The sequence below is a fragment of the Paracoccus sp. MC1862 genome (assembly GCF_016617715.1).
Lineage (GTDB): Bacteria > Pseudomonadota > Alphaproteobacteria > Rhodobacterales > Rhodobacteraceae > Paracoccus.
This window is the reverse complement of the sequence record NZ_CP067225.1, coordinates 2,169,958-2,196,382: the sequence shown is the minus strand read 5'-3', so window position 1 is coordinate 2,196,382 and position 26,425 is coordinate 2,169,958. Positions and strand designations below refer to the sequence as shown.

24 protein-coding genes, 1 tRNA gene and 1 riboswitch are annotated in these 26,425 nt (G+C 67.5%); of the genes, 19 read left to right on the top strand and 6 right to left on the bottom strand.

Going from position 1 to position 26,425, the window contains the following annotated elements:
• Positions 1-272: 272 nt before the first annotated feature.
• Together JGR78_RS10815 and JGR78_RS10810 are read left to right on the top strand one after the other, a co-directional pair.
• Positions 273-1,646 carry an MATE family efflux transporter gene (locus JGR78_RS10815; RefSeq protein ID WP_182790786.1) on the top strand — a complete coding sequence of 458 codons (1,374 nt, stop codon included), beginning with the start codon at positions 273-275 and terminating at the stop codon, positions 1,644-1,646.
• A gap of 33 nt (positions 1,647-1,679) precedes the next feature.
• The gene (locus JGR78_RS10810; RefSeq protein ID WP_182790785.1) at positions 1,680-1,916 is read left to right on the top strand and encodes an Lrp/AsnC family transcriptional regulator; all 237 of its coding nucleotides are present in this window, start codon (positions 1,680-1,682) and stop codon (positions 1,914-1,916) included.
• A 3-nt stretch (positions 1,917-1,919) separates the two neighbouring features.
• Here the strand turns inward: JGR78_RS10810 and JGR78_RS10805 are convergent, their stop codons facing one another.
• From JGR78_RS10805 to JGR78_RS10790, 4 genes are all read right to left on the bottom strand, one after another.
• Positions 1,920-3,335 (bottom strand): inorganic phosphate transporter, encoded by a 1,416-nt coding sequence (locus JGR78_RS10805; RefSeq protein WP_182804956.1) that lies wholly within the window; start codon positions 3,333-3,335, stop codon positions 1,920-1,922.
• Positions 3,336-3,343: 8 nt separating this feature from the next.
• Entirely contained in the window at positions 3,344-3,817 is a 474-nt protein-coding gene (locus JGR78_RS10800) for an NUDIX hydrolase (protein WP_182804954.1), read from the bottom strand.
• Positions 3,814-4,242, bottom strand: a complete 429-nt coding sequence (arfB, locus tag JGR78_RS10795; protein WP_182790782.1) for an alternative ribosome rescue aminoacyl-tRNA hydrolase ArfB — start codon at positions 4,240-4,242, stop codon at positions 3,814-3,816. The genes JGR78_RS10800 and arfB overlap by 4 nt, the downstream gene beginning before the upstream one ends.
• Before the next feature lie 235 nt (positions 4,243-4,477).
• On the bottom strand, positions 4,478-5,254 hold the full coding sequence (locus JGR78_RS10790) for a double zinc ribbon domain-containing protein (protein WP_234450722.1): 777 nt from the start codon (positions 5,252-5,254) through the stop codon (positions 4,478-4,480).
• Between JGR78_RS10790 and JGR78_RS10785 the strand changes: the two genes are divergently transcribed.
• The 14 genes from JGR78_RS10785 to JGR78_RS10720 all read left to right on the top strand — a co-directional run bounded on the left by JGR78_RS10785 (position 5,253) and on the right by JGR78_RS10720 (position 19,426).
• On the top strand, positions 5,253-6,092 hold the full coding sequence (locus JGR78_RS10785; RefSeq protein WP_182804952.1) for an SAM-dependent methyltransferase: 840 nt from the start codon (positions 5,253-5,255) through the stop codon (positions 6,090-6,092). The two genes, JGR78_RS10790 and JGR78_RS10785, sit on opposite strands and share 2 nt — an antisense overlap.
• Positions 6,089-7,147: a ferrochelatase gene (gene hemH / locus JGR78_RS10780; RefSeq protein ID WP_182804950.1), complete on the top strand. Its 1,059-nt coding sequence runs from the start codon at positions 6,089-6,091 to the stop codon at positions 7,145-7,147. The genes JGR78_RS10785 and hemH overlap by 4 nt, the downstream gene beginning before the upstream one ends.
• An 83-nt stretch (positions 7,148-7,230) precedes the next feature.
• Positions 7,231-8,256, top strand: coding sequence for an Hsp33 family molecular chaperone HslO (locus tag JGR78_RS10775; protein WP_182804948.1), 1,026 nt, complete (start codon positions 7,231-7,233; stop codon positions 8,254-8,256).
• Entirely contained in the window at positions 8,256-8,846 is a 591-nt protein-coding gene (locus JGR78_RS10770; RefSeq protein WP_182804945.1) for a CoA pyrophosphatase, read from the top strand. The genes JGR78_RS10775 and JGR78_RS10770 overlap by 1 nt, the downstream gene beginning before the upstream one ends.
• Complete coding sequence (locus JGR78_RS10765; RefSeq protein ID WP_182804943.1) at positions 8,843-10,024, top strand: CCA tRNA nucleotidyltransferase; 1,182 nt, start codon at positions 8,843-8,845, stop codon at positions 10,022-10,024. The genes JGR78_RS10770 and JGR78_RS10765 overlap by 4 nt, the downstream gene beginning before the upstream one ends.
• Positions 10,021-11,874: an ABC transporter ATP-binding protein gene (locus JGR78_RS10760; protein ID WP_370576337.1), complete on the top strand. Its 1,854-nt coding sequence runs from the start codon at positions 10,021-10,023 to the stop codon at positions 11,872-11,874. Before JGR78_RS10765 ends, JGR78_RS10760 begins: the two co-directional genes overlap by 4 nt.
• Positions 11,871-13,091, top strand: a complete 1,221-nt coding sequence (locus tag JGR78_RS10755) for a class I SAM-dependent RNA methyltransferase (protein WP_182804941.1) — start codon at positions 11,871-11,873, stop codon at positions 13,089-13,091. Before JGR78_RS10760 ends, JGR78_RS10755 begins: the two co-directional genes overlap by 4 nt.
• A gap of 106 nt (positions 13,092-13,197) precedes the next feature.
• The gene (locus JGR78_RS10750; RefSeq protein ID WP_182790775.1) at positions 13,198-13,719 is read left to right on the top strand and encodes a murein L,D-transpeptidase family protein; all 522 of its coding nucleotides are present in this window, start codon (positions 13,198-13,200) and stop codon (positions 13,717-13,719) included.
• Positions 13,720-13,786: 67 nt separating this feature from the next.
• A riboswitch (glycine riboswitch) is annotated at positions 13,787-13,874 on the top strand.
• A 124-nt stretch (positions 13,875-13,998) separates the two neighbouring features.
• Entirely contained in the window at positions 13,999-15,099 is a 1,101-nt protein-coding gene (gene gcvT, locus JGR78_RS10745; RefSeq protein ID WP_182804938.1) for a glycine cleavage system aminomethyltransferase GcvT, read from the top strand.
• Between the two features lie 10 nt (positions 15,100-15,109).
• Positions 15,110-15,466 (top strand): glycine cleavage system protein GcvH, encoded by a 357-nt coding sequence (gene gcvH, locus JGR78_RS10740; RefSeq protein ID WP_182804990.1) that lies wholly within the window; start codon positions 15,110-15,112, stop codon positions 15,464-15,466.
• A 335-nt stretch (positions 15,467-15,801) separates the two neighbouring features.
• Positions 15,802-18,636, top strand: a complete 2,835-nt coding sequence (gene gcvP / locus JGR78_RS10735; protein WP_182804936.1) for an aminomethyl-transferring glycine dehydrogenase — start codon at positions 15,802-15,804, stop codon at positions 18,634-18,636.
• 68 nt (positions 18,637-18,704) lie between these two features.
• Positions 18,705-18,857 (top strand): hypothetical protein, encoded by a 153-nt coding sequence (locus tag JGR78_RS10730; protein ID WP_182790871.1) that lies wholly within the window; start codon positions 18,705-18,707, stop codon positions 18,855-18,857.
• A 6-nt stretch (positions 18,858-18,863) separates the two neighbouring features.
• Positions 18,864-19,301 (top strand): thioredoxin TrxC, encoded by a 438-nt coding sequence (gene trxC, locus JGR78_RS10725; protein WP_182790772.1) that lies wholly within the window; start codon positions 18,864-18,866, stop codon positions 19,299-19,301.
• 49 nt (positions 19,302-19,350) lie between these two features.
• Positions 19,351-19,426, top strand: a tRNA-Ala gene (locus JGR78_RS10720).
• Between the two features lie 429 nt (positions 19,427-19,855).
• On the opposite strand, the gene JGR78_RS10715 is transcribed toward JGR78_RS10720, so the two are convergent.
• Entirely contained in the window at positions 19,856-22,459 is a 2,604-nt protein-coding gene (locus JGR78_RS10715; RefSeq protein WP_234450721.1) for a class I SAM-dependent DNA methyltransferase, read from the bottom strand.
• 343 nt (positions 22,460-22,802) lie between these two features.
• Here JGR78_RS10715 and JGR78_RS10710 point away from each other — a divergent pair, with 343 nt between their 5' ends.
• The 3 genes from JGR78_RS10710 (at position 22,803) to JGR78_RS10705 (ending at position 24,890) form a co-directional block, all read left to right on the top strand.
• Positions 22,803-23,033: a hypothetical protein gene (locus JGR78_RS10710; protein ID WP_182804932.1), complete on the top strand. Its 231-nt coding sequence runs from the start codon at positions 22,803-22,805 to the stop codon at positions 23,031-23,033.
• On the top strand, positions 23,030-23,155 hold the full coding sequence (locus JGR78_RS18440) for a hypothetical protein (protein WP_255434890.1): 126 nt from the start codon (positions 23,030-23,032) through the stop codon (positions 23,153-23,155). Before JGR78_RS10710 ends, JGR78_RS18440 begins: the two co-directional genes overlap by 4 nt.
• A gap of 706 nt (positions 23,156-23,861) precedes the next feature.
• A complete protein-coding gene (locus JGR78_RS10705; RefSeq protein ID WP_200559299.1) occupies positions 23,862-24,890 on the top strand; it encodes an IS110 family transposase in 1,029 nt (342 codons plus the stop codon).
• A gap of 309 nt (positions 24,891-25,199) precedes the next feature.
• Here the strand turns inward: JGR78_RS10705 and JGR78_RS10700 are convergent, their stop codons facing one another.
• Positions 25,200-26,132, bottom strand: coding sequence for an IS5 family transposase (locus JGR78_RS10700; protein ID WP_200559301.1), 933 nt, complete (start codon positions 26,130-26,132; stop codon positions 25,200-25,202).
• Between the last annotated feature and the right edge of the window lie 293 nt (positions 26,133-26,425).

Sequence of the window (26,425 nt, the reverse complement as noted above, 5' to 3'; positions counted from 1 at the left end):
CGAGCCCCTGTCTTGCCGAGAGGAAAGGCCCGAGGCCGCTCGTTCGGGCGATGATGTCTCCTTTTGCCAGCAGGCCGGGCAGGGTTGCAGATGATCGTGAAGGCCCGGCACTTGCCTGGGCGCAGCGCCACGTTCCGCGGCCGCCGGGACGGGCGGAATGCGGAATGCGGCAACAGGCACAAGAGGACAGCGCGCCCTTGTCGCCGCGGCTGCGGTCCGCCTTCGGGTCGGTGGGCTTCCCGTGAAGCCCGAATGCGGATAACGGGCGAGGCATGAGCCTGCGCCCGCATCTGACCGCCACCTTCCTTCTCGGCCTGCCGCTGGTGGGCACCCATGTCAGCCGGATGCTGATCGGGGTGACGGACACCGTGCTGATCGGCCGCTACGGCGTCGATGAGCTGGCGGCGCTGGTGCTGGCGACCTCGTATTTCTTCATCCTGACGATGCTCGGGTCGGGCTATGCCTTGGGCGTCATGGGGGTGATCGCCAGCGCGCGCGCTCGCGGCGACGCGGTCGAGGTGCGGCGGGCCACGCGGATGGCGCTGTGGCTGTCGGTCCTCCATTCCCTGCTGATCGTGCCGCTTCTGTGGTGGTCGGGGCCGATCCTCTCTGCCTTGGGGCAGGAGCCTCGGATCGCTGCGCTGGGGCAGGAATGGCTGCGGGCGATGATCCCCGCGATGCCCGCGGTGCTGGCGGGGATGGTGCTGAACAGCTATCTCGCGGCGCTGGGGCGACCGAACCTGGCGCTTGTCGTCAACCTGATCGGGCTGCCGATCAATGCGCTGTTCAACTGGCTGCTGATCTTCGGGGAATGGGGGCTGCCGGAACTGGGCGTGCGCGGCTCGGGGATCGCCAGCCTTTCGGTCAACTGGATGCAGCTTGCCGCGCTGGCGGCTTGTGCCGCCTGGGTGCCCGAGGGGCGACCCTATCACCTGTTCCAGCGGTTGTGGCGGCCGGACTGGGCGGCGTTCCGGTCCGTCTTCGCGCTGGGCCTGCCGATCGGGCTGACGCTGGTGGCGGAAACGGGGATGTTCACCGGCGCCAACGTCCTGATGGGCTGGTTCGGGGCCGAGCCACTGGCCGCCCATGGCATCGCCCTGCAGATCGCGGGTCTGACCTTCATGGTGCATCTGGGCATTTCCAATGCGGCGACGATCCGGGTGGGATCGGCGCACGGGGCGGGGGACCCGCAGGGGCTGCGCCTGGCGGCGCTGGCGGCGATCCTGCTGTCGGCGGGCTTTGCGCTGGTCCCGATGGCCGCTTTCCTGACGATCCCCGAGGCGCTGACCGGGCTTTACCTCAACCCCGCCGACCCGAGGGCGCCGGTGATCGTGGCGCTGGCGGCCTCGCTGATGCTTTACGCGGGGCTGTTCCAGCTGGCCGACGCCATGCAGGCCATCGCGCTGGGGCTGCTGCGCGGGGTGCAGGACACGCGTGTGCCGATGGTGCTGGCGGTTGTCAGCTACTGGCTGATCGGCCTGCCTGCCGGCTGGCTGCTGGCCTTTCCGCTGGGGATGGGGCCGCCGGGGCTGTGGCTGGGACTGCTGGTCGGGCTGACCGCCGCGGCCGCGCTGCTGATGACGCGGTTCTGGCGCTGGGCGGGGGCACAGGGCGCCGCTCTGGCCCGCGCGCCGCAAGCCCGCTAGACTGGCCCGCGCCCCTGCCTTCGAGAGGTTCCCATGCGTCCCGTCTTCGTCCAGTTCCGCTGCACCCCCGGCAAGACCTACGAGGTCGCCGACGCCATCTACGACCGGGAGGTGGTGAGCGAGCTTTACTCGACCTCGGGCGAATACGACCTGCTGGCCAAGGTCTATGTCCCCGAGGATGAGGACGTGGGCCATTACCTGTCCGAACGGCTGTTCGACATTCCCGGCATCAACCGGACGCTGACGACGATGACCTTCCGCGCCTTCTGAGGCTCAGCCGATCATCCAGGCAAGGGTCGCGGCCAAGACCCCGGCAGCGGGCAGCGTCACGACCCAGGCGGCCAGCGTCCGCAGGACGGCGGCGCGGCGCACCAGTTGAAGGCGGCGCAGTTCCTCGGGTGGCAGCGGCTTGCGGGCGCGGGTCCGGGCGCTGCGGAAGCGGCGCTCCTCCCATTCGCGGTAGAAGCCGACGCCGAAGACGCCGCCCACCGCGACATGGGTGGTGGACACCGGCATTCCCAGCCGCGTCGCGGCCAGCACCGTCAGCGAGGTCGCCAACGATACGCAAAGCGCGCGGGCGGTGTTCAGCCGGGTAATCCGGCTGCCGACCATGTGGACGAGCCGCCGGCCGAACAGCAGCGCGCCCACCGCGATCCCGGCGCCGCCCAGCGCCAGCAGCCGGATCGAGGTCGGCTCGGCCTGCGGCCACAGCTCGGTGGACCGCCCCAGCACTGCAAGCGGCGCCACGATGTTGGCCACGTCGTTCGAGCCGTGGCTGAATCCCATCAGGATCGCCCCCAGCACCAGCGGCGGTCCGAGCATCCGGTCGAGCATCTGCCGGCCGGGATGCCCGGCCGCGATCTCGTCCGCCATGCGGATGCGGGCGAAGACGACGGACGCGGCGCTGACCGCGAAGGTCGCGCCAAGGACGACGGGTGCGCCGACGCCGCTGAGCGAAAGGGCGTTGAGGGTCAGCACGGCGGCGATGCAGCCCACGACCCATGGCAGCAGGCGCGCGGCCGCGCGGGCGCGGTCCGGCGCGCGGTGGATCGCCCGGCGCAGCACGGCCAGCAGCGCCGCCCCCGCCAGCGCCGCGACGATGGGCGCGGCAATCCATGCGGTCGCGATCCCGGCCAGCCCGCGCCATTGCAGCGCCCCCGGTCCGAAGACGACCAGCCCCGCGCCCGAGATGCCCCCGACAATAGCGTGGGTGGTGCTGACCGGCGCCCCCGCCCAGGTCGCCAGCGTGATCCAGATGGCGGCGGCCAGCATCGCGGCCAGCATGACGGTGGCAGGCTCGGTTCCCTGATGCATCAGGTCGGCGGGCAGGATGCCCGTGGTCAGTGTTTCGGTGACACGTCCTCCGGCCAGCATGGCGCCCGCGATCTCGGCCAGCGCCACGAGGATGAGGCCCGCGCTCATCGAGATCGCGCCCGCGCCGACCGGCGGGCCCAGCGCGTTCGCCACGTCATTGGCCCCGATGGACAGCGCCAGGAAGGTCGCCACGAGCATCCCCGCGACCAGCATGCCCGACAGGGCGGCGCCCGCCAGCGTCCCGACGATCGCGACCACCGCCGCAAAGGTCAGCGCAAGGCCCAGCCGGAAAACGGCGCGCGTCGAGTGAAGCCCTGCGCTTTCGGCATTCGCGACCCGGTCCAGATCCTTGTCGAGAATTCGGAACTCGGCCATCCGCGCCCTCAGGCGCGCGTGGAAAAGGGCGCGGCCGGGCGGCGGGGCGCAAGCGTGGACAGCAAGGCGGCAAGCTCGGCCTCGGACACCAGCCCGGCCGCCTTTTCAGGGGCGAACCAGCGCCGGGTGCGCTGCGGCTGTTCGGGCCAGCAATCAGCCAGCGCCTCGACGGGGACAAGAAACACCCTGACCTCGACCGGGATGGCGAAACCCCGGTCATGCGTCTTGTCGTAGTGATAGATGCCCAGATCCTCGGCCGCATGGGCGTGGACGCCCGCTTCCTCCCACGCCTCCTGCAGGGCGGCCTGCGCCAGGGTGCGGCCGGGCATGGGCCATCCCTTGGGGATGATCCAGCGGCCGGTGTCGCGGCTGGTGATCAGCAGCACCTTGCCCGTCGCCGGATCGCGGCAGATCGCGCCGGCCTGTAGCCGGGGCGTGCGGGCGCCGAGAAACCGGGCGAGCCTGCGGCGCAGGTCCTTCATCCGTCCTCCGCCGTGCCTGCAGGGCCGCGCAGCGCCTTGATGGTGCCCCGCTGGGCCTTGGCGGCAAGCCTGCGGCGCTGGCTGCCCAGCGTCGGGCGGGTGGCGATGCGGGGGCGGGGCGCGGCCAGGGCCGAGCGGATCAGGTCGGCCAGCCGTTCGCGCGCGATTTCGCGGTTGCGGGCCTGGCTGCGGGTGTCCTGCACCTGGATAAGGATGGCGCCATCCCCGGTCCAGCGCCGGCCCGCAAGCCGCCGCAGCCGCGTCTTGACGGGAGCGGGCAGGTGAGGCGAGCGCTCGGCCTCGAAGCGAAGCTCGACGGCGGTCGAGACCTTGTTGACGTTCTGTCCCCCGGGTCCCTGTGCGCGCGTGAACTGCTCGAACAGTTCCCAATCGGCGATGGTGATGGTGTCGTTGATCCGCAGCATGGATGAAAGATGCAAATCCGGGACCGGGATGAAAAGGGGCGAAAGGGTGATTCAGGCGAACTTCCGTGACCTTGCGGGGCGAATCGGCAGCCTGCGGGGGCACCGGGCGGGGTTTCTTCTTGCAGGGTGATCGCGGCTTTCTCTATTCCTTGTCGTGACTGTCAGGCTTGCAGGCGCCGGAAATGGAACCCTTGCGGGAGGCTGCGCCAGCGTGGAAGCAGGCCCTCAGCCCCGATCATGCTGCCTGCGAAGCCGACGCGCTTCCGCCCTTGACCGCCCGTGCCAGCACCGCGACCGACACCGGCCCCGCGCCCGCCGCCGCAAGCGCCGAGGCGGCTGCCCCCAGCGTCGCGCCCGAGGCCATCACGTCGTCGATCAGCAGCACCGGCCTGCCTTCCAGCCGCAGCCGGACCCGCGCCGCCACCTCAACCGCGCCCTCGACATTGGCGAAGCGGTCGGCGACCGAGCCGTGGTCCTGCATCGGCGTGTGCCGGGTGCGGCGCAGCGCCGCAGCCTCAAGCCGCAGCCCGTGCGCCCGCGCCACCGCCGCCGCCAGCAGCGCCGACTGGTTGTATTTTCGCGCCATCATCCGGCGCGGATGCAGCGGCACCGGCACCACCAGCATGTCCGGCCGCAGCAGAGGCCCCGCTGCCGCAGCCAGCCACCGCCCCAGCGAGGGCGCCAGGTCGGGCCGGTCGCCATGCTTCAGGGCCAGCACCAGCCTGCGCCCGCTGCCCGCATAGACCACCGCCGCGCGGCCCCTGTCCCATGGCCGGGCCACGGACAGGCATTCGTCGCAGGCAAGTCCCGCCTCCTCGCCGCCGTCGCCGGGCAGGGGGATGCCGCAGCGCTCGCAATGGCAGGCGCCGATGAACTCGGCCTCGCGCCAGCAATCGGGGCAGAGCGCCCCGTCCTCGGCCACGCCCGCCCCGCAGTCGAGGCACTGCGGCGGGAACAGAATCGCCCGCCCCGCTTTCATCACCGAGCCGAACGACCTAAGTTGCAGTCCCATGTCCGCTTCTCCCCCTGACTTCGACGGCCCGCCGCGCCTGACCGACCGCACCGCGCTTTCGCGCAACCGCGCCCGCGCGGCCCGCATCGGGCGCGAGGACTGGCTGCATGCGCTGGTCCGTGACGAGATCGAGGATAGGCTGTCAGAGATTAACAGGACGTTTACGGCACCTGCCGTGGTGACCGGAAATCCCGCTTTCTGGACCGCCGCCATGCCTGCGGCCCGCGTCGTGGGGGACGAGCCGGTGCTGGCGCTTCAGCCCGGTCAGCATGATCTCGTGATCCACGCGCTGGCGCTGCACTGGGCCGACGATCCGGTGGGCCAGTTGATCCAGTCGGCCCGCGCGCTGGTTCCAGATGGCCTTTTTATCGCCGTGCTGCCGGGGGCTGGGACGCTTGCCCCCCTGCGCGCCGCCTTGGCGCAGGCCGAGGTCGAGGTGACCGGCGGCCTTTCCCCCCGCATCGCCCCTTTCGGCGAAATCCGCGACCTCGGCGCACTGGTGACGCGGGCGGGGCTGGCCCTGCCGGTGGCCGACCAGATCACGCAAGCCGTCAGCTACCGCGACTTTCTCCACCTTGCCCGCGACCTGCGCGCGATGGGGGAAACCAACGCGCTCGACCGCCGCCTGCGCCATCCGACCCGCCGCACGATCCTGCGGCGCGCGGCGCAGATCCTTGCCGAAACCGCCCCCGACCCGCAGGATCCCGGCCGCATCCGGCTGGGGCTGGACCTGATCTTCCTGACCGGATGGGCGCCTGCCGACAACCAGCCGAAACCATTGCGCCCCGGCTCGGCCCGAACCAGCCTTGCCGCGGCGCTGAGCCAGAGGACCCCATGAACCAGCACGCCCGCCCCCAGGACCCGAGCCAGCCGCGCCACGCCCCCGCAGACCATCCCGCCTTGCCGCAGCCGAAGATCGGCATCCTCGTCGCCAACCTTGGCACCCCCGACGGCCACGACTACTGGTCGATGCGCCGCTATCTCAGCGAGTTCCTGTCGGACCAGCGGGTGATCGACTATCCGAAATGGAAATGGCAGCCGCTGCTGCAGGGGATCATCCTCAGCAAGCGGCCCTTCACCTCGGGGGCGAACTACCGGTCCATCTGGAACAACGAGGCCAACGAAAGTCCGCTGCTGACGATCACCAAGGCCAAGGTGGCCAAGCTGCGCCAGACCTGCGCCGAACGCTGGGGCGACCGCGTGATCGTCGATTTCTGCATGCGCTACGGCAATCCCTCGACCCGGTCGGTGGTGGACGGGATGGTCAGTGCGGGCTGCGACCGCATCGTCTTCCTGCCGATGTATCCGCAATATGCGGGCTCGACTTGGGCCTCGGCGAACGACCAGTTCTTCCGCGCGCTGATGACGCAGAAATGGCAGCCCTCGGCTCGCATCTGCCCGCCCTATTTCGACCGTCCCGACTATATCGACGCACTCGCGCAGTCGGTCGAGCGCACGCTTCAGGGCCGACGCCCGCAGAAGCTGGTGGCTTCGTATCACGGGATGCCGAAGCGCTACCTGCTGGAAGGCGACCCCTATCATTGCCAGTGCCAGAAGACCTCGCGCCTGCTGCGCGAGCGGCTCGGCTGGCCCGAGGACTCCATCGACACCACCTTCCAGTCGGTCTTCGGGTCCGAGGAATGGCTGCGGCCCTATACTGTCGAGCATGTGGCGGACTTGGCTAAACGCGGCATCGCCGACATCGCGGTGATCTCTCCGGCCTTCAGCGCCGACTGCATCGAGACGCTGGAGGAGATCAACGGCGAGATCCGCGAGGCCTTCGAGCACGCGGGCGGCAAGGGCTTTACCTACATCCCCTGCCTGAACGATGACGACGCCCATATCGCCGTGCTGACCGAGGTGATCGCCGAGAACATGGCCGGCTGGGCCTGACCTTGGGTTGCGGCGCGGGCCTGCCTATATCGGCAAGCAACGCCGCGCCGCACCTTTGGCGCGCAGATTTCCGAAAGGCCACCATGACCACCATCAACCAGATCGCCTGGGACGATACCGTTCTGCCCTTCCAGCTTGACCGCTCCGGCGTGCGTGGCCGCGTGGCCCGTCTGGACGGTGTGCTGGAACATATCCTGTCGCGCCACAATTACCCTGCGCCGGTCGCGGCGCTGGTGGCCGAGGTTGCGCTGCTGGCCGCGCTGATCGGGCCGACCATCAAGCTGCGCTGGAAGCTGTCGATCCAGGTGCGCGGCAACGGCGCCGTCCGCACCATCGCCGCCGACTACTACGCGCCGTCGTCCGATGGCGGTCCCGCGCGCATCCGCGCCTGGGCCAGCTTCGACGCGGAGCGGCTGGACGACCGCCCCGCCTTCGAGCAGATCGGAGAGGGCTATTTCGCCATCCTGATCGACCAGGGGGCGGGCAACCTGCCCTATCAGGGGATCACGCCGCTGTCGGGCGGGTCGCTCTCGTCCTGCGCAGGGACCTATTTCGCCCAGTCCGAGCAGATTCCGTCCAGCTTCACCCTGTCCTACGGGAAAAGCCGGATGGCGGGGGATGCGGAACGCTGGCGCGCGGGCGGGGTCATGCTGCAGACCCTGCCGGCGCAGCCGATGGACGCGGGCAAGGGCGGCTCGGGCGAGCATGGGCTGATCGAGGCCGCCGACATCCTGCAGGGCGTAGAATCCGAGGACTGGAACCGCGCCAACCACCTTTTGTCCACGGTGGAACCGATCGAGTTGATCGGGCCGTCCGTCGCGCCCACGGACCTGTTGGTGCGCCTGTTCCACGAGGAAACGCCGCGCGTCTTCGACCCCCAGCGGGTCGAGTTCGGCTGTTCCTGCTCGGCCGACCGGGTGCGGGGGACGCTGTCGATCTATTCGGCCAAGGACATCCGCCACATGACGACGGACGAGGGCACCGTCACCGCCGACTGCCAGTTCTGCGGCGCGCATTACGAATTCGACCCCGCCTCGCTGGGCTTCGAGGCCACGGTGGACGCCGAGGGCAATGTCCTGCCCGCCGAGGCGTCGGAGGAAGGCCGCTGATGCTGCAGGCGGCCGAGGTGCGTGAAAGACTCAAGCGGGCGCTCGATGTGCCCGCCGGGGCGACCTCGGACTTCGACCAGAACGGCTCTGTCCCGCCGGGGCTTGAGGCGCGGCCTGCGGGCGTGCTGGCCGCCTTCCACGAGGACGGACGCCTGCTGCTGACCAAGCGGGCGAGCGGGCTGCGCCACCATCCCGGCCAGATCGCCCTGCCGGGCGGCAAGGTCGATCCGGGCGACGCGGATGAGATCGCCGCCGCGTTGCGCGAGGCGCGCGAGGAGGTGGGGCTGGACCCCGCGCAGGTGGAGGTGCTGGGGGTGCTGCCGCCACATCGCACCGTCACCGGCTTTGCCATGACGCCCGTTCTGGCAATGATCCGGGGGCCTTTTACCCCGGTGCCCGAGGCAGGCGAGGTCGAGGAGGCCTTTACCGTCCCCTTCGCCCACATCGCCGATCCGACGAACTACCGGCTGGAGCGGCGGCTTTGGCGTGGCGGCTGGCGGTCCTATCACGTCGCGCCCTGCGGTCCCTATTACATCTGGGGCGCAACGGCGCGGGTGCTGCTGGCGCTGGCGAAAAGGCTCTCCGCATGAGGCTGCCCGAGGCGATCACGGCGGACCCCTCGCTGCGGCGCGTGCTGGCGGCGCTGGCCCCGCACCGGGCGCTGGTTGTCGGCGGCGCGGTCCGCAACGCGCTGCTGGACGAGCCGGTGGACGACATCGACATCGCCACCGATGCGCGACCTGAAAGGGTGATGGACTTGGCGAGGGCCGCGGGGCTGAAACCCGTGCCCACGGGGATCGAGCATGGCACGATCACCGTGGTCGCCGACGGGCGCGGCTTCGAGGTCACGACCTTCCGCCGCGACGTGGAAACGGACGGACGGCGCGCGATCGTCGCCTTCTCGGACCGGATCGAGGAGGACGCGGCGCGGCGCGATTTCACCATGAACGCGCTTTACGCCGAGGCTTCGGGCGAGGTGCTGGACCCTGTCGGCGGACTGCCCGACCTTGCTGCCCGGCGCGTCCGCTTCGTGGGCGACCCGGACGAGCGCATCACCGAGGATTATCTTCGCATCCTGCGCTTCTTCCGCTTCCATGCCCGTTACGGTCGCCCCGGTGCGGCGGACCCCGAGGCGCTGGCGGCCTGCGCGCGCCATGCCGGCGGGCTTGCCCGCATTTCGCGCGAGCGGATCGGGGCCGAGATGCGGAAGCTCCTGTCCGCTGCCGATCCGCTGGAGGCCGTGCGGCTGATGGAGCAGGCCGGTGTTCTTGCGCAGGTCCTGCCGGGCGCAGGGTCCGAGGGGCTTGCTGCAATGATCGCCGTCGAAGCGGGGACTGTCTGCCCCCGCACCCCCGAGGGTATTTCAACCAGAAAGAAGGACTGGGAGCTGCGGCTTGCGGCTCTTGCAGCGGCTGACGCGGTGGATGCGCTGCGTCTTTCACGCGCTGAGGCAAGGGTGCAGGAGGAGTTGCGCTCTGATCTGCCGCTGGCCGAGGCGGCCTATCGGCTGGGGGCCGGGCGTGCGGAGCAGTTGGCGGTGCTGCGGGCTTCGCGGAACGAGGAATTGCGCCAGGACTGGCGCGAGCAGATCGCCTTCGCCGCGGGGCAGGTGCTGCCGATTTCCGCCGCCGACCTGTCGGATCGGCTGTCGGGGCCGGCGCTGGGACGCGGGCTGCGCGCGGCCGAGGCCGCATGGATCGAGGGTGGTTTCCTGATGCCTGCGCCCGCGCTGGTGGACATCGCGCTTCTGGCAGGAGAAGGCCCATGATGCTGCACCAGACCTTCGAGCGGCTGATCGACGCATTCCGGCCGGCCGACGGGCCGCCGCCGCGCACACTGCTGGCCTTCTTCCGCTGGGCGCTGTCGGGCGCCTGGGGGGGCTTGGGGGTCGCGGCCTTCGCCTCGGCTCTGTCGGGCGCGGCCGAGGTCGCCTCGGCCACGCTGCTGGGACTGGTCGTGGATGCGGTGGCGCAGTCGGGGGGGCGGACGCTGGTCGATCACGGCTGGCTGATCGCCGCTTTCGCCGGGTTCTTCCTGGTCCTGCGGCCTGCCATCATGGGCCTGTCGGCGGCGTCGTCGAACGTCATCATCGGCCCGAACATCCTGCCGCTGGTGCTGTCGCGCCTGCACCGCTGGACGATGGGCCATGCCGTCACCTTCTTCGACAACGACTTCGCCGGCCGCATCGCGCAGAAGCAGATGCAGACCGCCCGGGCCGTCACCGATGTGGCCAGTGAGATGGTCAACACCGGCACCTTCGCCCTGTCGGCGGTGCTGGGCTCGGCCATCTTCCTGGTGACGATCGACGCCTGGGCCGCGCTTGCGCTGGTCGTCTGGCTCGGGGTCTATCTGGCGCTGATCCGCTTTTTCCTGCCGCGCGTGCGGGCGCAGTCCAAGGGACGCGCCAGCGCGCGGGCCATGATCACCGGGCAGGTCGTCGATACGATCACCAACATCAAGACCGTCAAGCTGTTCGCCAGCGCCGAATACGAGGACCAAGCGGCCCTTGGCGCGATGGAGACCTTTCGCGACCGCGCCATCGACTTCGGCCGGCTGAACACCTGGTTCCGGCTGTCGTTGACCATCGTGTCAGGCATCCTGCCGGTGGTGCTGGTCGGCGGAGCCGTCATGATGTGGCAACAGGGGCAGGCCACGCCCGGCGACGTGGCGGCATCCGGCGCCATCGCCATGCGGCTGGCGCAGATGACCGGCTGGGTCAGCATGGCGCTGATGGGCATCTGGGGATCCATCGGCGAGGTCGAGGACGGGATGCAGACGCTGTCGCCGCCGCACAGCCTGGTCGATGCGCCCGACGCGGTGGACCTGGGCCGGCTGCGCGGGGAGGTCGTCTTCGACGGGATCAGCTTCGCCTATGGCCGCGAGGAAGGGGGCATCGGGGATCTGTCGCTGCGGATCGCGCCGGGCGAGCGGATCGGCATCGTCGGGGCCTCGGGCGCGGGCAAGTCCACGCTGGTTTCGCTGCTGTTGCGGCTTTACGACGTCGAGAAGGGTGCGGTCCTGGTGGACGGCCAGGACGTGCGCCGCGTCACCCAGCAGTCCCTGCGCCAGAACATCGGCATGGTCACTCAGGATACGGCGCTGTTCAACCGCTCGGCGCGCGACAACATCCTTTATGGCCGACCGGGCGCCTCGGAGGAGGAGATGGTCGCCGCCGCCAGGGCCGCCGAGGCGCATGACTTCATCCTGGGCCTGCAGGATTCTGCAGGCCGCAAGGGCTATGACGCGCATCTGGGCGAGCGGGGGGTGAAGCTCTCGGGCGGGCAGCGGCAGCGGATCGCGCTGGCCCGCGCCTTCGTCAAGGACGCACCGATCCTGGTGCTGGACGAGGCCACCAGCGCACTTGACAGCGAGGTCGAGGCGCAGGTGCAGGAATCGCTGCACCGGATCATGCAGGGCAAGACCGTGCTGGCCATCGCGCACCGCCTGTCCACCATCGCCGAGATGGACCGGATCGTGGTCATGGACGATGGCCGCATCGTCGAGCAGGGGCGACACGCCGAACTGCTGGCGAGGGGCGGCCTTTATGCCCGCTACTGGAACCGCCAGTCGGGCGGCTTCCTGGGGACCGAGCCCGAGGAGGCGCAGGCCGCCGAATGACCCACTGGACGGTCGAGCGGCTGGGGCGGCGCGGCGACGGCGTGGCGCTGCGCGGGGACGAACGCGCGCTCGCGCCCCTGACGCTGCCGGGCGAGCAGATCGAGGGCGAGGCCAAGGCGGGGCGCATTGCCCGGCCGCGGATCGTGACGCCCTCGGCGGATCGCGTGAAAGCGCCGTGCCCGCATTACAAGGTCTGCGGCGGCTGTTCGCTGATGCACGCGAGCGACGGCTTCGTGGCCGGATGGAAGGCGCAGGTGGTGCGGAATGCGCTGGCCGCGCAGGGGATCACGGCCGAGATCGCGGAGGTGCACACCTCTCCGCCGCGGTCGCGCCGCCGGGCGGTGCTGTCGGGGCGGCGGACGAAGGCGGGGGCGCTGATCGGGTTCCACCAGCGCGCCTCGGACGTGATCGTGGATGTGGCCGAGTGCCTCGTGGTCCGGCCCGCGATCCTGGCCGCGCTGCCCGACCTGCGGCGGCTGGTGAGCCTTGGCGGCTCGCGCACCCGTGAGCTGTCGCTGGTGGTGACCGAGTCTGCGGCGGGGCTGGACGTCGCGGTGGCGGGCGGCAAACCGATGACACCGGGGCTGTTGTCGGATCTCGCGGCGCTGATGAACGCGGCGGCTTGGGCGCGGCTCGACTGGGATGGCGAGGCGATCGTGGCGCGGCCTCCGGCGATCTCCTTCGGGCGGGCACAGGTGGTGCCGCCGCCGGGCGGGTTCCTGCAGGCGACGGCGGAAGGCGAAGCCGCGCTGCTGACCGCTGCGCGCCGGATCGTCGGCCCGGCGCCGCGGATCGCCGACCTGTTCGCCGGCGCGGGAACCTTCACCCTGCCGCTGGCCGAAACCGCCGAGGTCCATGCGGTCGAGGGACTCGCCGCGCCCCTGGCCGCGCTGGACGCGGGCTGGAGGGCCGCGCCGGGGCTGCGCCGCGTGACGACCGAGGTTCGCGACCTCGCCCGCAGGCCGCTGCTGCCGGATGAACTTGCGCGATTCGACGCCGCCGTGATCGATCCGCCGCGTGCAGGGGCGGCGGCGCAGGCCGCCGCGCTGGCCCAGTCGCAGGTGCCGGCCGTGGCCTGGATCAGCTGCGATCCCGTGAGTTTCGCCCGCGACGCCCGGACCATGGTCGAGGGCGGCTACAGCCTGGGCCGGATCGAGGTCGTGGACCAGTTCCGCTGGTCGCCCCATGTCGAACTGATTGCGACTTTTACGCAATAGCGCGAAGAAAAATGCCGAGGATCGTCATTGCTGGCAGTTGGCGGAAAACCGCCGGTTGTGGTAACTCTGGATCAAGAAAACGCAAATAAGCGATTCTGGGGCAGTGATGATCTCGACTATCCGCAATTTTGTTGCGCTGACCGCGCTTGTCTTGCTGACAGCCTGCGGTGGCGGCGCCAAGCAACCTGTCAGCAAGTTCCGCAGCTACAGCGGCCCGCCCGTGACCCAGATCGTGGTCGAAAAGGGCGACCGGCAGATGTTCCTGCTCAGCGGCAGCACGGTGCTGAAGGCTTATGACATCGGGCTGGGCTTCCAGCCCATCGGCCACAAGATGTACGAAGGCGACGGCCGCACACCCGAGGGCATCTACTACATCAACCGTCAGAACCCCAACAGCGCCTATCACCTGTCGCTGGGGATTTCCTATCCTGACCCGACCGACAAGGCGCGGGCGATGATGCTGGGTCAGCAGCCCGGAGGGGATATCATGATCCATGGCCGCGGACCTAATGGCAACAAGGCCACGGCGCGTGACTGGACCGCAGGCTGCATCGCGGTGAACGATCGGGAGATCGAGGAAATCTTCTCGATGGTCCGCCCCGGCGTTCCGGTCGTGATCTATCCTTGACGATCGCGTGGCCGGGGCAGGTCGCGCCAAGGCCCTTGCCAGACTGCCGGGTCGGCTGCTACCAAAGTCGCGGACGACGGGAGACGCTGGCGCAGGCCAGGGCCGAAGGAGCAACCGCCCCGGTAAACTCTCAGGCAGAAAGACCGCGTCCGCATAAAACTCTGAAGAGTGGCTGTCCGCAGGGATGGCCCGCCGAAGGATAACGATCTCAGGCGCCCCGGCGGGGCAGGGACAGAGGGGGCATCGACACGCGGCCGCACGCCGCCAAGGGGAGATGCCATGACCGAACTGCGCCGCACGCCGCTTTACGACCTGCATACCGAACTCGGTGCCCGGATGGTGCCTTACGCCGGATGGGAGATGCCGGTCCAGTATCCCATGGGGGTGATGGGCGAGCACCTGCACACCCGCAAGGCCGCCGGGCTGTTCGACGTCAGCCACATGGGGCAGGTGATCCTGCGCGGCGAGGGCGCGGCGAAGGCGCTGGAACGCTTGGTGCCTGCCGACATCATCGGCCTTGCGCCGGGGCGGCAGCGTTACGGACTGTTCACCAGTGAGGACGGCGGCATCCTTGACGACCTGATGATCGCGGGCAAGGGCGACCACCTGCTGCTGGTCGTCAACGCATCCCGTGCGGAAGCTGACATCGCCCACATGACCGAGGCCGGGCTGGCGCCCGAGGTCGTGACCGACCGCGCCCTTCTGGCGCTGCAGGGACCGGGGGCCGAGCGGGCGCTGGCCGCGCTGGTGCCGGGCGCGGCCGATTTGCGCTTCATGGATTCGGTCGATCTGCCCTGGGAGGGCGAGGTGCTGTGGGTCAGCCGCTCGGGCTATACCGGCGAGGACGGGTTCGAGATCAGCATCCGCGCCGAACGCGCCCTGGACTTCGCCCGCGCCCTGCTGGCGCAGGAAGGCGTGGCCCCTATCGGCCTCGGCGCCCGCGATTCGCTGCGGCTTGAGGCGGGGTTGCCGCTTTACGGCAACGACATGGATGCCACGGTGTCGCCCGCGCAGGCGGGCCTCGGCTGGTCGATCCCCAAGGTCCGCCGCGCGGGCGGAGCGCGCGCGGGCGGCTTTCCGGGCGCCGACAAGATCCTGCCCGAACTGGGAAAGGCCGCGCATATCCGCCGCGGGTTGCGCCCCGAAGGCCGCGCGCCCATGCGCGAGGGCACCCCGATCTACGCCGGTCCCGAAGGCGGCGAACCTGTAGGGCGCATCACCTCGGGTGGCTTCGGCCCCTCGGCCGGGGTGCCCATTGCGATGGCGACGCTGGCCGCCGGGATTGCCGAGGGCACCACCGTTTACGCCGAACTGCGCGGCAAGCGCCTGCCGGCAACGGTCGCGCCCATGCCATTCGTTCAACCCACCTACAAACGCTGAGGCGCTCATGCTGAAATACACCCCCGAACACGAATGGCTGCGCGCCGAGGGCGATGAGCTTGTCATCGGCATCACCGCCCATGCCAGCGAGCAACTGGGCGACGTGGTCTTCATCGAGCTGCCCGAGGTCGGCCGCGAGGTCGAGGCCGGCGAGGAGATCGTGGTGATCGAATCGGTCAAGGCGGCGTCCGACATCGTGTCCCCGGTCGCGGGCACCATCACCGCCGTCAACGAGGCGCTGGCCGATGCGCCGGGCGACGTGAACTCGGACGCGATGGCGGCCTGGTTTTTCCGCGTCAAGCCGGCGGACGGCACGTCGCTGGACGGCTTCATGGACGAGGCCGCCTATCAGGAACTGATCGGCTGAAATGTATAAACGCGCTCGGATATTAGGTCGGCGCGGTGGCTGGACGGCTGAAGTAGAAGGACGCGAACTCGCCGTCCTGCATAACTCAATCTGGCAGCGCTCACGTCCCTATTATCGTGACTCCTACGATCCTAAGTGTCTCGGCGGGAAAGAATATATGCGCCTCACAGCCGCATTGCGGACCCACGATGCTGTAGTGATTCAACATGACGTCAGCGCGTCGGATCTAACGCGTGACGGCTATGTGGGAGTGTTTCGCTTTCAGGATCTCGCCATAACAGACGCTGGTGAGATTTCTTTGTTGGTCACCGAGCGTCTAGGATGAAACAGAACGCATGACCCGCTGGAACCCGACCTCCTACAACCCCGATGATTTCGCCAACCGCCGTCATATCGGCCCTTCGCCCGCCGAGATGGAGGAGATGCTGAAGGTGGTGGGCGTGGACAGTCTTGACCAACTGATCGAGCAGACCGTGCCGGAAGCGATCCGGCAGGACGGATCGCTGGACTGGCCGGCGCTGTCCGAGCGCGAGCTGCTGGCGATGATGCGCGAGGTCGCGAGCCAGAACAAAGTGATGACCAGTCTGATCGGGCAGGGCTATTACGGGACCGTCACGCCTCCTGCGATCCAGCGCAACATCCTGGAAAACCCGGCCTGGTACACCGCCTACACGCCCTATCAGCCCGAGATCTCGCAGGGGCGGCTCGAGGCGTTGCTGAACTACCAGACGATGGTGGCCGACCTGACGGGGCTGCCGGTGGCGAACGCCTCGCTGCTGGACGAGGCGACGGCCGCCGCCGAGGCGATGGCCATGGCGCAGCGGCTTGCCAAGTCGAAGGCCAAGGCTTTCTTCGTCAGCGAGAACCTGCATCCTCAGACGATCAGCGTGATCGAGACGCGGGCCGAGCCGCTGGGGATCGAGATCATCCGCGGCAAGCCCGATGACTGCGATCCGGCGCAGGTTTTCGGCGCGATCTTCCAGTATCCCGGCACCTTCGGCCATGTCCGCGACCTCACCCCGCACTGCAAGGCGCTGCACAAGGCGGGCGCGGTTGCGGTGGCTGCAACCGACCTGCTGGCGCTGTGCCTGCTTAAGGAACCCGCCGCAATGGGCGCGGATATCTGCGTGGGCTCGGCCCAGCGTTTCGGCGTGCCGATGGGCTATGGCGGCCCGCACGCGGGCTTCATGTCCTGCCGCGACGAGATGAAGCGGGCGATGCCGGGCCGCATCGTCGGCGTTTCCATCGACGCGGCGGGGCGGCAGGCTTACCGTCTGGCCCTGCAGACGCGCGAACAGCATATCCGGCGCGAGAAGGCCACGTCCAACGTCTGCACAGCGCAGGCGCTGCTGGCTGTGATGGCGTCCTTCTATGCGGTGTTTCACGGGCCGGTGGGCCTCAAGGCGATCGCGCAACGGGTGCACCTGAACGCGGTCACGCTGGCGAATGCCCTAAGGTCGGCCGGGGCCGAGGTCGAGACGGACGCCTTCTTCGACACCTTCACCGTGCGGGTGGGTGTCGGCCAGATGGGCATCCTCGCCGCCGCCGAGCAGCGCGGGATCAACCTGCGCCGCGTCGGCCGCGACCGCGTCGGCATCAGCGTGGACGAGACGACGGATGCGGGCGTGATCGCGCGGGTGCTGGATGCCTTCGGGATCACCGAAATGGCCGAGCCCGCAACGGGACCGGCCATCCCCGACGACCTGCTGCGGGAAAGCGACTACCTGACCCATCCGGTCTTCCACATGAACCGGGCAGAATCCGAGATGATGCGCTACATGCGCCGCCTGTCGGACCGCGACCTGGCGCTTGACCGGGCGATGATCCCGCTGGGGTCCTGCACGATGAAGCTGAACGCGGCGGCCGAGATGATGCCGCTGACTTGGCCCGAGTTCGGGATGCTGCACCCCTTCGCCCCCGAGGCGCAGGCCGCCGGCTATCACCGGATGTTCGCCGACCTGACCAACAAGCTGTGCGAGATCACCGGCTATGACGCCTTCTCGCTGCAGCCGAACTCGGGCGCGCAAGGGGAATATGCGGGGCTGCTGACCATCGCCGCCTATCACAAGGCGAACGGAGAGGACCGCGACATCTGCCTGATCCCGGTGTCGGCGCATGGCACCAACCCGGCCAGCGCGCAGATGTGCGGGATGAAGGTTGTGGTGGTGAAATCGGCGCCCAATGGCGACATCGACCTTGAGGATTTCGCCGACAAGGCTGCGAAGGCCGGCAACAAGCTGGCAGCGGTGATGATCACCTATCCGTCCACGCATGGCGTCTTCGAGGACACCGTGCGTGACGTCTGCCGCATCACCCATGAACATGGCGGGCAGGTCTATATCGACGGCGCCAACCTGAACGCGCTGGTGGGGCTGGTGAAGCCCGGCGAGATCGGCGGCGACGTGAGCCACCTGAACCTGCACAAGACCTTCGCCATCCCGCATGGCGGCGGTGGCCCCGGCATGGGGCCCATCGGCGTCAAGGAGCATCTGGCGCCCTACCTGCCGGCCGATCCGCGCGAGGGGGCGGGGGCGGTCTCGGCCGCGCCCTGGGGGTCGGCCTCGATCTTGCTGATCTCGTGGGCCTATATCCGCATGATGGGGGGCGCGGGGCTGACGCAGGCGACCCGCGTGGCGATCCTGAACGCGAACTACATCGCCTCGCGGCTGGCGGGGGCCTACCCGATCCTGTTCATGGGCAACCGTGGCCGCGTCGCGCATGAATGCATCGTGGACACCCGCGTCTTCGCCGAGCATGGCGTGACCGTGGACGACATCGCCAAGCGTCTGATCGACAACGGCTTCCATGCGCCGACCATGAGTTGGCCCGTGGCAGGCACGCTGATGGTGGAACCGACCGAGTCCGAGACCAAGGCCGAGATCGACCGCTTCATCACCGCCATGCTGGCGATCCGGGACGAGATCACCGAGGTCGCCGAGAGCCGTATCAGCGCTGAAGCCAGCCCCCTGCGCCACGCCCCCCACACGGTCGAGGACCTGGTCGCCGAATGGGACCGCGCCTATTCGCGCGAGCAGGGCTGCTTCCCGCCCGGCGCCTTCCGGGTGGACAAATACTGGCCTCCGGTCGGGCGGGTGGACAACGCCTATGGTGACCGCAACCTGATCTGCACCTGCCCGCCCTTGGAAGCCTATGCCGAAGCAGCGGAATAGGCCGGTCCGATCCTCTGATCGCAGAAGCCGCGCCTGCATGGCGCGGCTTTCTTCTGCCGGGATGGCCGGTGCCATCACCCCGCAGGAACCGCATCCCTGTCGGGACGTTTGCCCAGAGTCATGAACCGAAAGGAAAATACCTCATGAAGGGCATCATCGCCTGGTTTCTCGGCATCCCTGTCGTGGTCATCATCCTGCTTTATGTCGTCGGCATCTTCTGATCGCCCATGGCGCTGAAGCTGACATGCCTGAGCTGCGGTCAGGTCAACCGCACCCCGCGCGAGCGGCTGTCTGCCGCTCCCAAATGCGGCGTCTGCGGGGCGGGCCTGCTGCCGGCCAAGCCAGTTTCGCTCGACTTCGCCATGCTTGAAAAGGCCGCCCGCACCGACGACCTGCCGCTGCTGGTGGATTGCTGGGCGCCGTGGTGCGGCCCCTGCAGGATGATGGCGCCCGAGTTCGAGAAGGCGGCAGTCCTGCTGCAGGGCACCGCGCGGCTGGCCAAGATCGACACCCAGTCCCATCCCGACGCCACGGCGCGCTGGAACATCCGCAGCATCCCGGCCTTCATCCTGTTCCAGAACGGGCGAGAGCGGGCGCGGCTGGCCGGCGCAAGGCCGGCGGCGCAACTGACGGAATGGGTCCGGGAACAGATTGCGGCGGGGTGAACGCGGGCGCTTGACAACCCCCGGACGACCCGTCAAATAGCCCGCCTGTGGGGCCGTAGCTCAGTTGGTAGAGCGCGTCGTTCGCAATGACGAGGCCAGGGGTTCGATTCCCCTCGGCTCCACCAATCTTCTATGAAGTTTTGTAAATAAACCAAGCCACTAGGCTGTGCCTAGATGCGTGACATCCCACAATTTATCCCACACCACGCGCCGGATGGTAGCGGATTTTGCTGCATCTTGCCGGACGATAACCCGCCCAGGTTTAAGCGCCCCTGCCCCTTCCGTGACCGGCGGTATCGATCCGTTTTCACCGAAAGCTGCTCGGGAAGGTGGGTAGGCCTTGCACAAGGGACCGCAGGACTGCTTGTCCGCGGCCAGGGTGAAAAAAGGTCAGATTCGCTTGCCGGAAACCCGTGCCGACCTCATGCGCGGATTATCTTTCCCGCCTTTGATTTTCTCACGGCCAAGCGGCCACTCCGGCACCAGAACGCCCCGCCCTGGCTGAGGTGAGGCATCCCACTCGCCAGAGTGCCGCCAACATGCAGCGTGGCAAGTCAGGTTTTGTCAGGTTTGTGGGATGCTGCGCGGGTCTGGTTCAGGGCGAACAGGCGGGCAAGGATTTCGTCGTCGGTCAGCTTGCCCTCACGCCAGTCATTGCCCCAGCCGTAGGCTTCGGCCACGGCGGCATCCAGATCCTTGTGCGCGTGGTCCAGCCACGCCGGGCGGACGTTGTAGAGGTTGGTCAGGGTGCGCTTCTTCAGTTCCCGTTCCGCCTTGTCATCCACGGGCAGGATGCGGTCGGGATAGCCGGGGACCACCTCGGGGACGCGCCGTACCAGGTCGGGCGGGTTGAGCCAGTTTCCCCGCAACTCGTTCAAGCGCGTGGCTGCGGCGGCGATGGCCTGCGCGCGCGGATCGGAGGCATAGTTGGCCGCGGGAATGTCGGGGGCCAGCCCCTCTGGGAAGGGGAAGGTTTCGAAGGTGGTTGAGGAAGTATAGCGAGGGCGGTCCTCAAGCGAGGTGCCCATCCGCAGCGACCAGAGTTCGTGAAAGCGGGAATGCAGTATGCCAAAAGTGGTGTCGTCATCGCGGGCTACGGCAATAATCGCGGAATCGGGTATAGTGCGGACGTCAAGCCAAACGAACAGCCGGTGCTTGGCAACACGAGGTGTTATGATAATACGCGCAAGCCCTGCCGATGCCGCCCAGAAGTCTTGTCGCGGTCGCTCATGCACCCACCAACGGGCTGCATAACCCCTGTCCTGCCTAGCTACTCGCTCCGCTTTGACGTGGGCTTCGGCAAATGAAAACGGCGCTTCGTAGAGCGCTGCATCGGCTTCGGTCATCGTCCAGCCGAAGTCTATAATCCACTTCCCAGATGAGCGCCGAGTTACGTCCATGCCGTTTATCCAGGGTCTGAGCACTTCCGCATTCGGCTTCCCATTGGGATTAAGAGGCCGGCTCAACCACTTGCGCGCTAGTTCGCCAGGCACGTCGAACGCGCCCCCTTTGGTGTCGCCCATGAACGCCACACCCGCGTTCTCGCTAAGCTGAGTGGCCGCCGTCAGGTCCACCGCCGCTATCCCTTTGCGGTGAGGCGTAAGGTCAGAGTGGATTGCCTCCACCTCCTCGCCGTTGTGATGGATTGGGCCTTCCCCGCCTCCATCGAAGCAGATCATCGATACGCGAACCGCCGCACCGTCCAGAACCCAAGGCTCATCCTCCCATGCATTGAAGATGCGTCCTCCAACGATTGCTTTCTCTAGCGTCGCCCGGTTTGCGCCGCCCCGGATCGAGTTGGTAGCCACCAATCCGGCGCGAGACAGACGCCCTTCCCGGATCAACGCACCAGCCTTGGCGACCCAGTAAAGTACGAGGTCGGCCTCGGGGCGCACCTTTCCCGCGTAAGCCGCAAAAAGCCGCTCCACCTCGTTATCACCTAGGTTTGCCCGCAGGCGCTTGCCCCCTAGGAATGGTGGGTTGCCCACGACGACATCGGCCGTGGGCCAGTCGGCAGCGCCGTCAGGTCCCAGCACCGCGTCGCGGTTCTCAATGGTCGCAAGCGGGCGCAAGATCGGGTTGCGCGCGGCTTCGAAGCCATTGCGGCGCATCCACTGGATTTCCCCAATCCAGACGGATACCCGCGCCAGCTCGGCCGCATAAGGATTCAGCTCGATCCCGAACACGCACTCCGGTCCGACGCGGGGAAAGCCGCGCGGCAGACCCAGCGCCTCGGCGTCCAGGTTGACCCGGTGTTCCAGGTCCTTGAGCGACAGCAGCGCCAGATACAGGAAGTTGCCCGATCCGCAGGCGGGGTCCAGCACCCGAAAATTCGCCAGCCGTTCAAGGAAGGCTTCCTTGATGCCTTCGGCCTCCTTGTGGGCGCGGGTGCGGGCGGCGGGGCTGCGCGCCGCGGCCGCCTTGTCCAGCGCGGCGCGGATTTGTGCCTGCGCGGTTTGCCATTCCGCCAGCAGGGGGCGGATGATGACCGGCTCGACAATCTGCATGATCTTGTCGCGGTCTGTGTAATGCGCGCCAAGCTGGCTGCGCTTGTCCGGGTCAAGGCCGCGCTCGAACAGTGTGCCCATGATCGAGGGGTCGATTTCCGACCAGTCCAACCGGGACGCAGCCAGCAGTTCGTTCACGTCCTCGGCTTCCAGCGGCAGGGCCTCGGCATGGTCGAACAAGCCGCCGTTGAACCATTCCACCTGTTCAAAGCCGATCATGCCGCCAGACTGCATCGCAGCAAACAGGGTCGCGGCATGGGTCTGGAACATCTGCGACTGGCGCTGGGCGTGTTCGATCATCCGCTGGAACATGCGGTCGGGCAGTAGGTTCACGTCCTCGGCAAACAGGCAGAAGATCACCCGGTTGACGAAATGTGCAACCTCATGGGCCTCGTGCCCCCGGCGGCGCAGGTTCATAGCAAGGGCGGCAAAGCGGCCAGCGGCTTCCTCGGTCAGTCCTTGCCGGGTTTTGGCGGGCCGCAGGCGGTCCGGGTCGGTGAAGGCGGCTTTCAGCAGGTCGCGCTTGGCCGCGTCGGCCAGTTCGTCCAGGGCGATGTCATGGACCTCCTGGACCGTGTTCGTCCAGTTGGTGTGCACCTGGATGCGGTCCATGTCCGACACGATCAGCAGCGGCGGGTTCTCCAGCGCCACGGCATATTGCTGAAGCTGGGCAAAGGCGGCTTTCAGGTCTTTCCGCTTGCCCTTGTATTCCCAGGCAAAGCAGCCGCGTCGCCACACGTCCGCCCAGCCTTCCCCGCCGCTTGTCTTGGTTGCTCCCTTCTCGAAGGTGAACCAGTCGCCCTTGGGGTCGGCCGTCACCGGATCGTCAATGTCCAGCAGGCGGCAGAGGTCCAGGAAATGCGCCTGCGATGCGCTGCGCTCCTTCAGTTCGACATTGCGCCACTTGGCGATGAAGGCGTGCGGCGTCATGGCGTCCCCTTGGTTGGCCGGGGTATATGACCGGGCACAAACGGGCGCTGCAAGGAGGGGTTGCATGGTGACAGAATGGGACGCGCTTGCCGCCTATAACGAGCGGGTGAAGCTGTTTGCCGGGTTCATGAACGCGCTGGGCATCGGCATGATCGGCTTTGCCGTCCTGCGCCCGCTGGCGGACAGCCTCACCAATGCGTCATGGGCAACGGCCTGGTGGACGGGAACCGGACTCGCAATGCACGGCGTTCCACACTACATTCTAGGCAGGCTGCGTAGAGAGGTGAAGGAATGACACTCTTTGAGTTCATCGTCCCCGTCATCGCGCTTGCGGTCGCAGGCATCGGCGTCCTTGTGCTGCGCCGGGAAGAAAAATCGCTCGACAAGCCCAGCACGCGGCATCACCCGGCCGAATGACGGCAACCACGTCAGGGACTTGCAAGAGGGGGCTTCGGCCCCCTTATCGTGCAATGCGCCCTGTCAGGTTTAAGCCCCCGGCCCTGTCCCTCTGACCGGCGACCCAGCTGCGTTTTCACCGAAAGCTGCTCGGCAAAGTGGGTAGGGCTTGCACAAATGGCCCAGCCTGGGGGTTCTGAAAGTCTGGCGCCCTCCTAGCCCTGACCGGCTGCGTCCTGCACCATGAACGCTAACACAGGTTTTCCACTTACGCGCGCGCAAGGCGGGCTGCGGCGATGCCGAACCGGGGATACCCCCCTTTCAGGGCTGCTTTCAGTGTAGAGGGAAGGGGCGCGCGGGCGAACCGATTTGGCCCCCTCTCTTTTTATGGGGGGCGCTCTCGCCTGCCTCCATCCGGCGGGGGCGGCTGAAAGTCAGCCGCTCTTGCAGCCCTGACCGGCGGCATCCTGCGCCTGCGCTAAACCGCGATAAAAAAGGTGCGCGATTCTGCCGGGCGCAGCCCCTTGAAGGCGCCCGGAAATCAAGCCCCAGGGCATCACCCCATGCGCTTGATTTCCTTTTGTTTGTTTATCAGGCGGCCCGCCCTGCGCCTCTAAATCGCCCTATTTTACCGTGCAACTTATACCGGCTCTGATGATGTGACCGCCCCCCGACGGCATCTGATGTGCCAAGGTGGGTCTGCAACGATCCACAAAGGGGAGCGGTCATGTCGGAGATTATCACGGTCGGGCTCGATCTGGCGAAGAATGTATTCCAGGTGCATGGAACTGACGGCGCAGGACGAGCCGTTCTGCGCAAGAAGATACGGCGAGGGCAGGTGCTGGAGTTTTTCAGCCAGCTGCCCTCTTGCGTCGTGGCGATGGAAGCCTGTGGCGGCGCTCACTTCTGGGGCCGGGAAATTGGCAAGCTGGGGCATGAGGTGCGGCTGATCCCGCCGGCCTATGTGAAGCCGTTTGTGAAGCGCCAGAAGAATGACATGGCGGACGCCGAGGCCATCTGCGAGGCGGCTATGCGACCCACCATGCGCTTTGTTCCGGTCAAGAGCGAAGAGACGCAGGGCGCGGCAATGGTCTTCCGGGTCCGGGAGTTGCTGATCCGGCAGCGCACGCAGGCGATCAACGCATTGCGCGGCCATCTGACCGAGTTCGGTCAGATCGTGCCACAGGGAGCGGCCAACGCTGCGCGGCTGATCGCGATCGTGGAGGATCCGGATGGCGCTCTCCCTGCTGATGCCGTCCCCACGCTGAAGGCTTTGATCGCGGCACTCACGCATCTGGAGGCAGAGATCAGGAAGCTCGATGCCGAGATCGCCCGGCGCGCCAAGGAGAATGACGTCGCCCGGCGACTGATGACGGTGCCGGGCATCGGGCCGCTGATTGCCACGGCCATCGCTGTTCTGGCGCCGCCACCCGAGACGTTCCGCAAGGCACGCGACTTTGCCGCCTGGCTTGGTCTTGTGCCTCGGCAGCATTCGACCGGCGGCAAGCAACGTCTCGGAGCAACGACCAGAATGGGCGAACGATCCCTGCGACGCCTGCTGATCATTGGCGCCAACAGCGTGGTGATCAAACGTAACGTTCACAAGGAAGCGCAGCCCGGAACATGGCTGGGCAGCCTGCTGTTGCGCAAGCCACCGATGCTGGTGCGGGTGGCTTTGGCGAACAAGATGGCGCGGATCGTCTGGGCCTTGATGGCTCGGGGTGGCATCTACCAATCTCCGGTCGCAGCGGCGTAAGCCGCCGCAGATCGCGAGGACGTCGGAGCGGAAGAGGGCAAGGAGCAGTTTGGCGCAACAGTTGTGAGACGGGATCGGGAAAACCAGTGTGCAACAGAGTGCCTATGAGCACGCGGCTTTGATCTGGACCCGACCTTCGAACACCATACGGGCCCTGCGGCATGGATCGCGCCGCATCATGAGGCCGGACACATGTCAGCACCCGACAACGCGCCAAGATCAGCTTCAAAATCCCTCTTGCGCTTGGGGCGGTTACACATGTTGCACAAATGGTCTGATGGCCGTTGTTCCCCCTTTCCCCGGACAGACTCATTCCACAGCTTCAGTGACGGGTATGCCGAGCGCGGTGTAGCCGTTCAGGACGGCAATCCGGACCTGAAGTTCGGCGACCTGACGATCGAAGTCCCGCGCCATGAGGCGTTGCCCCAGAAGTTTCACGCAATGCATCTTCGTCTCGACGCGGCTCCGGCGGTGGTATCCACTCCATCTTCGCCAAAGCGTGCGGCCCAGGTATTTCGCAGATCGCAGAGCCTCGTTGCGCGCCGCGGCCCCGGCCGTGACAGCCTTCCATGGCTTTGCGTTCCTGCGGGGCGGGATCACGGCGTGAGCGCCGCGGTCGGCGATCGCATCGTGGCACTTGCGGGTGTCGTAGGCACCGTCAGCCGTAACGCTGCCGATCTCCTCGTCCGCCGGGATCTGGTTGAGCAGATCTGGCAGGACCGGGGCGTCACCGATGTGGCTCCCGGTGATCTCGATGGCCCGGACTTCTAGCGTTTCCTCGTCGATCCCAATGTGAATCTTGCGCCAGATACGCCGCTTCGGGCCGCCATGCTTGCGGGCGTGCCACTCGCCTTCGCCTTCGACCTTGATCCCGGTGCTGTCGACCAGCAGGTGCAGAGGTCCCTTGGAGCCCCGATACGGGATGTTGACGGCCAGGGTCTTCTGGCGCCGCGACAGCGTGCTGAAGTCAGGCACCGTCCAGTCGAGGCCGATCAGGCGAAGCAGGCTCTCGACGAACCCTGCCGTCTGCCGCAATGCCATGCCGAACAGCACCTTCATGGAAAGGCAAGTCTGGATGGCGGCATCGCTGTAGGTCTGCTGTCGGCCACGTCGACCTGTCGCAGCCGCCTCCCAGCTCATCTCGGGGTCGAACCAGATCGTCAGCGAGCCACGGCGCTTGAGCGCTTCATTGTAGGCCGGCCAGTTCCTGGTCTTGTAGGTCAGGCGTGTGGGTTTGCTCATGTCGACCAGCTACCATGCTGACTCACGACATGAGTCACTGAAGGGATTTGTGCAACATGTGTAACCGCCCCAAGCGCAAGAGGGATTTTGAAGCTGATCTTGGCGCGTTGTCGGGTGCTGACATGTGTCCGGCCTCATGATGCGGCGCGATCCATGCCGCAGGGCCCGTATGGTGTTCGAAGGTCGGGTCCAGATCAAAGCCGCGTGCTCATAGGCACTCTGTTGCACACTGGTTTTCCCGATCCCGTCTCACAACTGTTGCGCCAAACTGCTCCTTGCCCTCTTCCGCTCCG

What these genes read in the sequence shown, in the direction of transcription:
- gcvT (WP_182804938.1), top strand. Translation starts at nt 13,999, where the DNA reads ATGACCGAACTGCGCCGCACGCCGCTTTACGACCTGCATACCGAACTC.
- JGR78_RS10755 (WP_182804941.1), top strand. Translation starts at nt 11,871, where the DNA reads ATGACCCACTGGACGGTCGAGCGGCTGGGGCGGCGCGGCGACGGCGTG.
- JGR78_RS10765 (WP_182804943.1), top strand. Translation starts at nt 8,843, where the DNA reads ATGAGGCTGCCCGAGGCGATCACGGCGGACCCCTCGCTGCGGCGCGTG.
- JGR78_RS10700 (WP_200559301.1), bottom strand. Translation starts at nt 26,132, where the DNA reads ATGAGCAAACCCACACGCCTGACCTACAAGACCAGGAACTGGCCGGCC.
- JGR78_RS18440 (WP_255434890.1), top strand. Translation starts at nt 23,030, where the DNA reads ATGACACTCTTTGAGTTCATCGTCCCCGTCATCGCGCTTGCGGTCGCA.
- JGR78_RS10705 (WP_200559299.1), top strand. Translation starts at nt 23,862, where the DNA reads ATGTCGGAGATTATCACGGTCGGGCTCGATCTGGCGAAGAATGTATTC.
- JGR78_RS10800 (WP_182804954.1), bottom strand. Translation starts at nt 3,817, where the DNA reads ATGAAGGACCTGCGCCGCAGGCTCGCCCGGTTTCTCGGCGCCCGCACG.
- JGR78_RS10810 (WP_182790785.1), top strand. Translation starts at nt 1,680, where the DNA reads ATGCGTCCCGTCTTCGTCCAGTTCCGCTGCACCCCCGGCAAGACCTAC.
- JGR78_RS10815 (WP_182790786.1), top strand. Translation starts at nt 273, where the DNA reads ATGAGCCTGCGCCCGCATCTGACCGCCACCTTCCTTCTCGGCCTGCCG.
- JGR78_RS10750 (WP_182790775.1), top strand. Translation starts at nt 13,198, where the DNA reads ATGATCTCGACTATCCGCAATTTTGTTGCGCTGACCGCGCTTGTCTTG.
- JGR78_RS10785 (WP_182804952.1), top strand. Translation starts at nt 5,253, where the DNA reads ATGTCCGCTTCTCCCCCTGACTTCGACGGCCCGCCGCGCCTGACCGAC.
- arfB (WP_182790782.1), bottom strand. Translation starts at nt 4,242, where the DNA reads ATGCTGCGGATCAACGACACCATCACCATCGCCGATTGGGAACTGTTC.
- JGR78_RS10790 (WP_234450722.1), bottom strand. Translation starts at nt 5,254, where the DNA reads ATGGGACTGCAACTTAGGTCGTTCGGCTCGGTGATGAAAGCGGGGCGG.
- gcvP (WP_182804936.1), top strand. Translation starts at nt 15,802, where the DNA reads ATGACCCGCTGGAACCCGACCTCCTACAACCCCGATGATTTCGCCAAC.
- JGR78_RS10775 (WP_182804948.1), top strand. Translation starts at nt 7,231, where the DNA reads ATGACCACCATCAACCAGATCGCCTGGGACGATACCGTTCTGCCCTTC.
- trxC (WP_182790772.1), top strand. Translation starts at nt 18,864, where the DNA reads ATGGCGCTGAAGCTGACATGCCTGAGCTGCGGTCAGGTCAACCGCACC.
- hemH (WP_182804950.1), top strand. Translation starts at nt 6,089, where the DNA reads ATGAACCAGCACGCCCGCCCCCAGGACCCGAGCCAGCCGCGCCACGCC.
- JGR78_RS10760 (WP_370576337.1), top strand. Translation starts at nt 10,021, where the DNA reads ATGATGCTGCACCAGACCTTCGAGCGGCTGATCGACGCATTCCGGCCG.
- JGR78_RS10770 (WP_182804945.1), top strand. Translation starts at nt 8,256, where the DNA reads ATGCTGCAGGCGGCCGAGGTGCGTGAAAGACTCAAGCGGGCGCTCGAT.
- JGR78_RS10805 (WP_182804956.1), bottom strand. Translation starts at nt 3,335, where the DNA reads ATGGCCGAGTTCCGAATTCTCGACAAGGATCTGGACCGGGTCGCGAAT.
- JGR78_RS10710 (WP_182804932.1), top strand. Translation starts at nt 22,803, where the DNA reads ATGGTGACAGAATGGGACGCGCTTGCCGCCTATAACGAGCGGGTGAAG.